Here is a 10517-nt window from a genome sequence, read left to right on the forward strand (position 1 = left end):
CACCAGCGAACAGGAACAATTGAACAGCCAGCTGTACATCCTGCTGGGAGCAGCTGAAGTTCAGAATGGACAACTGTGGTTACCGGAACAACTGCACGAACCCCGTTACAACGTTGTGGATTCCGGCCTCTATGCCACGGTCAGCACGCCATCGCAAACACAGCCCGAAGACATTACCAGCTGGAAGCAGCTGTGGCAGTCCGAATCCATCAGCATCCTCAACATCACCCTGCCCTACAACGCCATCGACTTCAGAACCGATCAGCGGGTGATGGAGGCGGCCGGCAACTATTTTCGTCTCACCTACGATCTGTCCTGGGTGGAAAACGATCAGACCACACTGCCCTTGCGATTTCAGGTGTACCACAGTCAGCAAGCGTATAAACAACAGGTGAAAAAGTACCGTCAGCAACTCTGGTACGGCCTGAGCTTTCTCGCGATGGGCTTATTGACGATTCAGGTCATTATTATGCGCTGGGGTTTGAGCCCTTTAAAACGTCTGGCGAAAGAACTGAAGCGCCTGTCTCTCGGTGAGCAATCGCGTCTGGCAGGAGACTACCCCGACGAAATCACCCCGGTCACCGACAGTCTGAATGAAGTGTTGCAACACGAACAGCAACAACGCGAACGCTACCGCAACACACTGGGGGATCTGGCCCACAGCCTGAAAACACCTTTGGCGATCGTACAGGGAGAGCTGCAACGCACGGACATGAATACTCAGCTCGCCAACGAACAACTGGAACACATGTCCGGCATTATTCGTCACCAGTTACAGCGTGCGGTTCTGCAAACCAGTCAGAAACGCCACACGCCGCAAGCGATACGGCCCGTTGCCGAGCGACTGACCAACGCCATGAGCAAGGTTTATCAAGATAAAAACATACACTTTGAACTGAACATCGACGGCAATCTTCGCTACCCCATCGAAAGTCAGGATCTATTTGAACTGCTCGGCAATTTGATTGAAAACGCCTGTAAATACGGTCGCGATCGTGTTGAAATCACAGCTCTGGACAAGGACAAGGATCTGTTGATAATGGTCGCCGACAACGGAGCTGGCATCAAAGCTCAGGAACTGGACATCGTTCTGCAACGCGGTGCCCGCGCCGATACCGCAAAACCCGGGCAGGGCATTGGCCTCGCGGTTTCCACAGATATTGTCAGCGCATACAGCGGCGGTATTCACGTCGGAAACAGCTCGACGCTGGGCGGAGCTGAATTCCAGATTCGCCTGCCCAGAGACTAACTCTTGCCCAGAGACTAACTTCTGCTTCAAGACTGACTTCTGCCTGGGGCTCACTCTGCCGCGAAACCAGCTCAGATAGACAAGGACGACAATCTGCATGATACTCATGCTTACCAATATCCAAACCCGCTTATCCAATCCAGTATTTGATACCCAAAAAAGAATGACCAGCCGTTCACGCTTTATTCTTTCAATCGTTTGTATGAAACGATAGGATCGAGGCACGCTATATCACCAATGGCAAACCAATAACAATATATAGCGCCGTCTGAACAATAAAACCAATGACACTAAAAAGAGCACCACTTCATGAGTGATACAACCATCCTTAGCGCAACAAGCCCTGTTGCGATGACGAAAAACGCCCTGAAATCATTGCCCCTGAAAACACTGCCCCTGGCTATTGCGGTTGCCGCACTTTCTCCTTTCAGCGTCATGCAAGCCAACGCTTCTTCCCTGATGGAAGAAGTCGTCGTTACTGCACAGAAACGTGAGGAAAACCTCCAAACCGTTCCTATTTCAATTTCTGCTTTCAGCGGGGATGCCCTGAAAGAGATGGGTGCAGAATCTGTTAGTGACCTCGGTCGTGCTACAGCCGGCGTCTCCATGAACAACGAGAGCGTCACTCAGCCAGCGTACAATGTTCGCGGTATTCAGACTGACGACTTCACCGTAGGTTCCGATCCAGCCGTTGCCCTGTACGTAGACGGCGTTTATGCCGCTCGCGGTGCCGGTGCCGAGATTCCGCTGGACGATGTTGAGCGTATTGAAATTCTGAAAGGCCCTCAGGGAACCCTGTTCGGTCGCAACGCCACAGGCGGTGCCATCAACTACATCACCAAGAAGCCTTCACTTGAAGGACAAGAGGGTTCAGTTACCGGCAGCCTCGGTAATTTCGACCGTAAAAAGCTGGACTTCAGCTACAACACCCCACTGACCGACACCCTCGCTATTCGTGTTGGCGGCTCGGTTAATCGCCGCGATGGCTATCTGGAAAACGCCAATGGCCGCGATCTGAACGATATCGACCGCCAGTCATTCCGCGCCTCCATTTTGTGGGAGCCCAATGACAAGGCTCAAATTCTTTGGCGTGGTGAATACAGTGATATGAGCCAGGGTTCCGGCACCGTCACCACCACCACAGAGAGCGTTTATAACGCCGGAGTCTATGATGAGCCCTACGATCTGTATGGCGACATCAGTACGGACGTACAATCGCTGGAAGAGCGTGACCTGTTTGGTACCTCACTGGAATTTAATTATTTCTTCGATAACGCCACGTTCACATCCCTGACGGCCTGGCGCAGTATGAATGTGAACTTCATTAACGATGAAGATGGCTCTTCTGACCCCGGCCACTACTTCGCCTCAGAAAACATCGACGACCAGGATCAGTTCAGTCAGGAATTCCGCCTGACCGGTGACACCGAGAATTTGAAATGGACTCTGGGTGCCACCTACAGCCGCGAGCACGTAGATCACACCACCGATGTCATTTCCAATACCAGCACGCTGGAGAATTTCGCTATTTTCTCTGGCCTGCTTGACAATATTGACGCCTTTGCGCCATTTGGTTTCCCAGGCGCTGTGCTGGGCTTAGACAACAATTCCACCGACAAACAAATTGCTGAGGTCGTCAACAGCGTACGCGCGCTTGAAGACGCTAATGGCGTACAAGGCTTGTCTTTGGCTCAGTTCCTCGGCGGACTCACGGGGCTAGACCCATTTACCCTGCTGCCAGACATTCAGGGCAATCTCACCGAAGACCCGAACTGGATGGAATCGGTACACAATACCGGCACTTATGAAAGCACCGCCATTTACGGCGATGCGACCTACTCAGTAACTGAGAACCTGAACATTACCGCCGGCCTTCGTTACACCTACGACGAGAAAGAATTTACCGTAGATACTGGCTATAACCCAAATAACTATCTTTTTATAAATCCACTGACTAGCCAACCTCAACCCATGGGTCTGTTCTTTTACAATAACGGCCTTGATGGCGGCAATGTTCCACAAAAATACAGCGATGACTGGGGCGCACTGTCCGGCCGTTTTGTAGTGGATTACATGTTTGACGACGGCACCCTGGTGTACGGTTCTGTAGCCACTGGCTTTAAGTCCGGCGGTTTCAACAGTCTGAGCTTTGGCCCCGGTGTCGAACCTTCCTTTGATCAGGAAGAAGTGACCAACTACGAGCTGGGCTATAAAAGCGAGTTTATGGACGGCAAAATGCGCTTTAACGCCTCCGCTTACTTCTACCAGTACGACAACAAGCAAGATCTGAATCTGATCGGTTCTCCAATTCCAAGCTATAACATCACCACGCTGGATGCCGAAGGCAAGGGTGTGGATATGGAGCTGTACTGGTCTGTCACCGATCAATGGTTTGTATCCGCCAACTACAGTTACATCAAAACTGAAATCACCGGTTATGACGTAATCCTCAACGAAGAAGACGAGACCGGCGAGTCGTTAACAAACACTCCCGAGAACAGTTTCTACCTGATGACGGAATACACCATCCCGTTTGATTCGGCTGGTGATCTGGTACTTCGCGCTGACTACAGCTGGGTGGATGAAGCAGACGGTTCGTTCCGTGATCGACTGGACTCTTACGACCGCATCAATGCCCGCGCTACCTTTAACAGCGCCAGTGATAGCTGGTCCGCGTCTCTGTGGGTCAACAACCTGACCGACGAAGAAGATATTCGTGATTTTGTCGGCCCGGGTGGAGCTCTTGGTTCATACACCGTGGCTCGTCGTCTGCCACGGATGTACGGTCTGGATGTCACCTACCGGTTCTGATTTTTTCTAAATCAGTGTCCTAACAAAAAAACCGGCTTTATAAGCCGGTTTTTTTATGGCTTGCCGACTTGCACCTCTCACAATCACATCGACGCAAACCCCATCAGGGCGTGGCTCATACCGCCACAACCACCCTGGGACCAACCTCCATCCACCGGTAGAATCACTCCACTGACGTAGGTCGCCATATCCGATCCCAAAAACAAACAGGCATTGGCAATGTCCGTGGTTTCACCCATCCGTTTTAAAGGCACAGAATCTACCGTCAGCTGCCGTAGCTCTTCCGTCGGCGCCAGTCGATCCATACCCTCCGTTTTATCGATAGGCCCCGGCACCACAGAATTGATGCGAATGCCTTCGGGCCCCCACTCCATCGCCAGAGTCCGCGTCACCATATCGACCCCCGCCTTGGCAGCACAGACGTGGGATTGTGCCATCATCGGCAGAAAAGCCTGGGGTGCCGAGATGTTAATCACACTGGCGCCCGGTTTTTTCAGATACTCGTAAGCCCCCTTCATCACATGAAAGGTGCCCAGCAGGTCTATCTCGACCACGGCCTTGAACGCATTGGTGGACATGCCCTTGGCCGTTGCCGGAAAATTCCCCGCAGCACCCGATACCAGCACATCGAAATCACCAAATGCCTGATGCACTTCAGCCAGACCCGCCACGATGGCTTCCGGATTGCGCACATCAGCACTGAACCCCATCGCTTCAGCACCCAGTGCCTGAAGGCATTTCACCGTATCATCCACCTTATCCTGTGATCGGCTTGCAACCGCCACTCTGGCCCCCTGACGGGCAAACTCTTCTGCGACACCGCGGTTGATACCGCTGGTCCCGCCCACCACCACCACCGTTTTACCGGTAAAATCCAGTGTTATAGCCATACCGCTCTCCTGTTGCATTTTATTCTTCAGGTGTCTTGATGCTTAGGTTTTTCAGAACTTAGGTTATTGAGAACTCAGGTTATTCAGAACCCAGGTCATTGAGAACTCAGGTTATTCAGGCGCCTTGCTGCGTAACTTAATCATCTCCGCCTGTGGATGAGATAAGTGTAGTCTGGAACTGGAGCTTGAACCTGAGTCAGGAAAGATAAGCAGGGGGTCAATGTCGCTAATTGCAACATGCCATATAACCCGATAGAATCTGCCAAACGCTCAAAAATCAATCAAAATAATCCTTTGCGTAGATGAGATCCGACTATGATGAACGTTAAATCTTCCCTGTTTGCCCTAAGTATCTGCTTTGCCCTTCCTCTGACCAGCGCTCAGGCCGAGACCCGATCTGATGCACAACAAGCTCTGAACGCCTTGAGCGGCAGCGTCGCCAGCGCCGAACTGGCTCTGTCTGTTGCCGGAGCAAACCAGGCCATCCGCGAAGTACAAACGCAAGATGCCATCAATCAACTGTCTGCCAGCGTGGCTCAGGCCGATCTGTCCATTGCTCTGGCCAATGCCAACGAGACGATCAAAGCGACAGATAACGGTCAGATGTTGAACGAATTGGATGCCCTACTGAACGGCATGGATGACCATCAAGTGTCAGAACTGATCAGCGCCGTGGTATCCGAGCGCCCGGGACTGGCTGCGGATGTACAAACGCTGGCTCTGAACGCCGGCTTTCAGGAAGACATGGTGGCCTCGTCCATCATCAGTGGTATCAGTGACGCACCGGCTACCGCTGCAGGTCAATAATGGCGGTTCTGTCTTAACGTCTCTTCTACTCAATGAAGTAGACCTGTGATGAGTTAGACCAGTTTAGACAGACACAAAAAAAGCGCCGTATGGCGCTTTTTTTGTGTCTTGCTTGTATCAACGAGGCAATCCAATCAATCCCCAATTTTCCAGCCATTGGTGATCGGATAACGACGATCCCGACCAAAGCCACGCTCAGTGATCCTCGGCCCCACAGGCGCTTGCCGACGCTTGTATTCATTGACATCCACCAGGCGCAACACGCGATGAACCACATCGGTATCAAACCCTTCGGCGATGATCGCAGTCGCACTGAAATCGCGCTCCACATACAGCTCCAGAATGCGATCCAGATCCTCGTAAGGCGGCAGGCTGTCCTCATCTTTCTGATCCGGAGCCAGCTCAGCTGATGGCGGACGCTCAATCACACTGACCGGAATCACCTCTTCAATGGTGTTGCGATAACGGGACAGCTCAAACACCAGTACTTTGGGGACATCCTTGAGCACGTCGAAACCACCGGCCATATCGCCATACAGGGTGGAATAGCCCACCGCCATTTCGCTCTTATTGCCTGTGGTCAGAACCAGATAGCCCTTTTTATTGGAGATGGCCATCAGTACCACACCGCGACAACGGGCCTGAAGATTCTCTTCGGTGGTATCGCGCAGTGTGCCCGCGAACTCACCCTCGAGCGCTGTCATAAAGGACTCGAACATCGGCTCAATTGAAATCGACTGATAGTTAACACCAAGGCGCTGAGCTTCATCTGCAGCGTCATTTTTACTCAGATCGGAGGTATAACGGAACGGCATCATAATCGCCTCGACCCGATCCTTGCCCAGAGCGTCCACCGCAATGGCCAGAGTCAGCGCTGAATCGATCCCGCCGGAAAGCCCCAAGACGACACCTTTGAAGCCGTTCTTGTTAACGTAGTCGCGCACACAAAGCACCAACGCCTGATAAACACTGGCCAGACGCTCAGGTTCGGAGGTCACAGTACCATCGCGAACGATGCACTCTCCTCCACTGACATCCATCGTCACTGGCAGTAATAATTCTTCATAACAGGGCGCCTGCACCCGGGTTTCCCCTTCGGCATCCACTACCATGGAGGCACCATCAAAAACCAGCTCATCCTGCCCAACCACCTGATTCACATACAGGATAGGCATCTGTCCTTCACGGGCGCGGTCGTGAAGCAGTTCACGACGCTCATTAATTTTACCGATATGGAAAGGCGAAGCATTGATGTTCAGCATCAGCTGAGCACCGGCCTGCTTGGCCTGATGCATAGGTTCCACCTGCCAGATGTCTTCACAGATGGTGATGGCCGCCTTGATGCCCTTTAAACGTACGATGCACGGGCTATCCCCGGAGACAAAGTAGCGTTTTTCATCGAACACCTTGTAGTTGGGAAGGTGCTGCTTGGCGTACTCAGCGGTAATTTCACCACCGTCAATCACACCAGCCATATTAAATACACGGCCTGCCATGGAACGTGGGTAACCCACAACCACCGCGGCCTGCAGAGAGGCACTGCAAATTGCCTCCAGAGCGCGATTGATGCGCAATTCAAGGCTTTCACGCAACAACAAATCTTCCGGTGGGTAACCCGTCAGAGTCAGCTCAGGAAAGATAACGATGTCGGCGCTGTGCTCGGACTCGGCCTGACGTACAGTATCAATCACCAGCTCGGTATTTCCCTGGATATCCCCCACTAAAGGGTTTACCTGGGCCATGACAATCTTTAGGGTTGGCATATTTTTTTAACTCCGGAATGACTCTTTTTCAACAACGACCCCCTGCCAAATGCATGGCAGACTCACAATCTCACTGACCTTGCCAGCTAATAGACTGACAATGTGGCAGAATCTGTACTCTGCAAGCAGTGATTTAGGGTAGCCATCGGCGAGGATGGGCTATTTTCGGATAATCCAACGGATTAAGCAAAATAAACATGACAAACGCACCCCCTGACCACGTCCCTCCAGCGGCCAAGATCCCCCCAAACGACATCAATTACCCGCTGTTAAAAATCTACGCCTACTACCGGGTCGGATTGAGTTTTCTGTTGTTGCTGATGTTTTTCTCCCGGCTGGCCCCGAACATCCTCGGGGAGCAGGTTCCAGAGTTGTTTGTGGCCACCTCAACCAGCTACGCAGTCGTCAACATTCTGACCCTGATAATCCTCTGGCGCCGCCGCTTCTCGCCCAATAACGAACAGATTTTTGTCATTCTGTTTGTCGACATCGTCGCTCTGGTTCTCTTGATGCACGCCAGTGGCGGCCTGACCAGTGGCCTCGGCTTTTTACTGCTGGTAACCGCAGCCACCGGTGGCATCTGTCTGAATAACCAGGCCAGTACTGCTCTGGCAGCACTGAGCTCGCTACTGGTCTTGTCTCAGGCGCTGTACATGATGCAAACTTCTGCTGGCGACAACCGCAGTCTGTTTGCAGCGGGAACCCTCGGGATCATCCTGTTCGCCTGCTCGCTGCTGTTTAATTATCTCAGCGGTAAATTGCGAGCCAGTGCCGCTGAAGCCACAGCGCAAGCAGAACACGCCGCCCACTTGCAGCGATTGGCCCAACTCATTGTAGAACGAATGCAAACCGGCATCGTCGTCACCGACCCGTCGGGCTCTGTGGACCTGATCAATCAATCCGCTACTCAATTGCTCAACTGGCCTCAGAACGGCCAGCCGCTTCGACTCAATGACATGGAAGAATTGGAAACCCGGTTAACACAGTGGCAACAACACCGTCAGGCCAGCGTGCCCAACCTAAAGCCAGACAACAGTAATAACGAAGTACGCTTGCGCTTTGCCGATCTGACCACCGAGGTAGACACTGATAACGATCACTCTTCCAGAACACTGATTTTCGTCGAGGACACCCGCAGCCTCAATCGCGAAGCCCAAAGCATCAAACTGGCCTCTCTGGGACGACTGACCGCCAGTATTGCACACGAGATCCGCAATCCACTGGGCGCCATCAGCCACGCAGGCCAACTGTTAGGCGAGTCTCCAGCTCTGGATAAAGCCGATCGCCGCCTGACCGAGATCATTGAGACCAATGCCCAGCGGGTAAATCAGATCATTGAAAACGTGCTGCAGCTCTCTCGCCGACGTCCCACCAAGCCTGAGCAGATCGATCTGCGCCAATGGCTGCAAAGCTTTATCAGTGATTTCCAGGAAAACAGCTCGGATCACGTCAACATCGATTTAAAAGAACTCAACCGCAACGCCCACACCCGCATTGATCTCAGTCACTTAAGTCAGGTGATGACCAATCTTATCGACAATGGCCTGCGCTACAGTCAGCAGGCGACGGGAGACGCACATGTCACACTCAAGCTTGGTATCGATACCACAACAGAGCTTCCATTCCTGCTGGTTATTGACGATGGCGATGGGATCCCCGAAGATGGTCAATCACATATTTTCGAGCCTTTTTACACCACTGAAGCGACAGGTTCGGGGCTTGGACTCTATCTTTCCAGAGAACTGTGTGAGGCTAACCACGCTGCGATCAGCTATTGTCGGGATACCGACGGAAAGAGCTGCTTTCGCATAGATTTCTCTCACCCGGACAGGATGTTTTAAGCCTTCCTATGAGTACACCGACAACACCATGAGCACACCGAATACAAAAGCCATGAGTACGACGACCCAAGCGCTGATCATCGACGACGAACCGGATATCCGGGAACTTCTGGACATTACCCTCTCGCGCATGGGCATCGAGGTCGATTGCGCGGCAAGCGTCAAAGAGGGAATGGAGTACCTGAACAACAACACCTACAGCGTCTGCCTCACTGATCTGCGTCTGCCTGACGGCGACGGTATCGAACTGGTGAAGTGGATGCAGAAGAACCACGCTCAGCTTCCTGTCGCAGTATTTACCGCACACGGCAACATGGACACCGCCATTTCTGCGATGAAAGCCGGCGCTTTTGATTTCCTCTCCAAACCTGTTGAACTGGAGCATTTACGCAGCTTAATCAATACCGCACTGCGCCTTACCGCCAATCAGGATTCGCAATCCGACAACAGCCCACCCTTGCTGGGGAAAACCCAGAACATTGAAAGCTTGCGACAAAAAATCCTCAAGGTTTCCCGCAGCCAGGCTCCCGTCTACATAAGCGGTGAATCCGGCACCGGTAAAGAGCTGGTGGCTCGCGCTATCCACTATCAAGGTGGGCGGTCCGATGGCCCGTTTATCCCCGTTAACTGTGGCGCCATCCCCAAAGAGTTGATGGAAAGCGAGTTCTTTGGTCACAAAAAAGGCAGTTTTACCGGAGCCTCCGGCGACAAACAAGGGCTGTTCCAGGCAGCCAACGGCGGCACCCTGTTCCTGGATGAAGTGGCCGATTTACCTCTGGATATGCAGGTCAAACTCCTGCGCGCCATTCAGGAAAAAGCCGTACGGCCCATCGGCTCCGACCACGAAATCCCCGTGGACATCCGAGTCCTAAGCGCCACCCACAAAGACCTCGCGCAAGAAGTCCAGCGCGAACATTTCCGCAACGACCTTTACTACCGCATCAACGTCATCCAGATTAATATACCGCCGTTGCGCGACCGACAAGACGACATCGAATTGCTGGCCAACCACTTTCTCCAGCGCTTCGCTGATGACTGCGGCATGCCCACACCGGCACTCGCCAAGAACAGCTTAACAGCCTTAAAAAACTACCCATTCCCAGGCAATGTCCGGGAATTGGAGAACATCCTCGAGCGCGCCTTTACCCTCTGCGAC

At 52.7% G+C, this 10517-nt stretch carries 7 protein-coding genes; 5 read left to right on the forward strand and 2 right to left on the reverse strand.

The window, feature by feature from the left end:
* Both ACTG33_RS14110 and ACTG33_RS14115 read left to right on the forward strand, forming a co-directional pair.
* The coding region (locus ACTG33_RS14110) for an ATP-binding protein (protein WP_439135867.1) at window positions 1-1249 on the forward strand (1249 nt) is incomplete at its 5' end.
* Between the two features lie 309 nt (window positions 1250-1558).
* Window positions 1559-4060 carry a TonB-dependent receptor gene (locus ACTG33_RS14115; protein ID WP_439135868.1) on the forward strand — a complete coding sequence of 834 codons (2502 nt, stop codon included), beginning with the start codon at window positions 1559-1561 and terminating at the stop codon, window positions 4058-4060.
* Between the two features lie 83 nt (window positions 4061-4143).
* On the opposite strand, the gene ACTG33_RS14120 is transcribed toward ACTG33_RS14115, so the two are convergent.
* On the reverse strand, window positions 4144-4950 hold the full coding sequence (locus tag ACTG33_RS14120; protein ID WP_439135869.1) for an SDR family oxidoreductase: 807 nt from the start codon (window positions 4948-4950) through the stop codon (window positions 4144-4146).
* 315 nt (window positions 4951-5265) lie between these two features.
* Between ACTG33_RS14120 and ACTG33_RS14125 the strand changes: the two genes are divergently transcribed.
* A complete protein-coding gene (locus ACTG33_RS14125) occupies window positions 5266-5757 on the forward strand; it encodes a hypothetical protein (RefSeq protein WP_439135870.1) in 492 nt (163 codons plus the stop codon).
* Between the two features lie 134 nt (window positions 5758-5891).
* Here ACTG33_RS14125 and ACTG33_RS14130 read toward each other — a convergent pair whose 3' ends face one another.
* Window positions 5892-7520, reverse strand: a complete 1629-nt coding sequence (locus tag ACTG33_RS14130) for an NAD+ synthase (protein WP_439135871.1) — start codon at window positions 7518-7520, stop codon at window positions 5892-5894.
* A 197-nt stretch (window positions 7521-7717) separates the two neighbouring features.
* Here ACTG33_RS14130 and ACTG33_RS14135 point away from each other — a divergent pair, with 197 nt between their 5' ends.
* Together ACTG33_RS14135 and ACTG33_RS14140 are read left to right on the forward strand one after the other, a co-directional pair.
* On the forward strand, window positions 7718-9361 hold the full coding sequence (locus tag ACTG33_RS14135; protein ID WP_439135872.1) for a two-component system sensor histidine kinase NtrB: 1644 nt from the start codon (window positions 7718-7720) through the stop codon (window positions 9359-9361).
* Window positions 9362-9389: 28 nt separating this feature from the next.
* Window positions 9390-10517, forward strand: a 1128-nt coding sequence (locus tag ACTG33_RS14140; RefSeq protein WP_439135873.1) for a sigma-54-dependent transcriptional regulator, incomplete at its 3' end; no start/stop codon positions are given.

Origin of the sequence: Pseudomaricurvus sp., assembly GCF_965662505.1 — a bacterium.
GTDB lineage: Bacteria > Pseudomonadota > Gammaproteobacteria > Pseudomonadales > Cellvibrionaceae > Pseudomaricurvus.

Excerpts from the sequence above, each read along its gene's own strand:
- ACTG33_RS14115 (WP_439135868.1), top strand. The coding sequence starts at position 1,559 with ATGAGTGATACAACCATCCTTAGCGCAACAAGCCCTGTTGCGATGACG.
- ACTG33_RS14120 (WP_439135869.1), bottom strand. The coding sequence starts at position 4,950 with ATGGCTATAACACTGGATTTTACCGGTAAAACGGTGGTGGTGGTGGGC.
- ACTG33_RS14125 (WP_439135870.1), top strand. The coding sequence starts at position 5,266 with ATGATGAACGTTAAATCTTCCCTGTTTGCCCTAAGTATCTGCTTTGCC.
- ACTG33_RS14130 (WP_439135871.1), bottom strand. The coding sequence starts at position 7,520 with ATGCCAACCCTAAAGATTGTCATGGCCCAGGTAAACCCTTTAGTGGGG.
- ACTG33_RS14135 (WP_439135872.1), top strand. The coding sequence starts at position 7,718 with ATGACAAACGCACCCCCTGACCACGTCCCTCCAGCGGCCAAGATCCCC.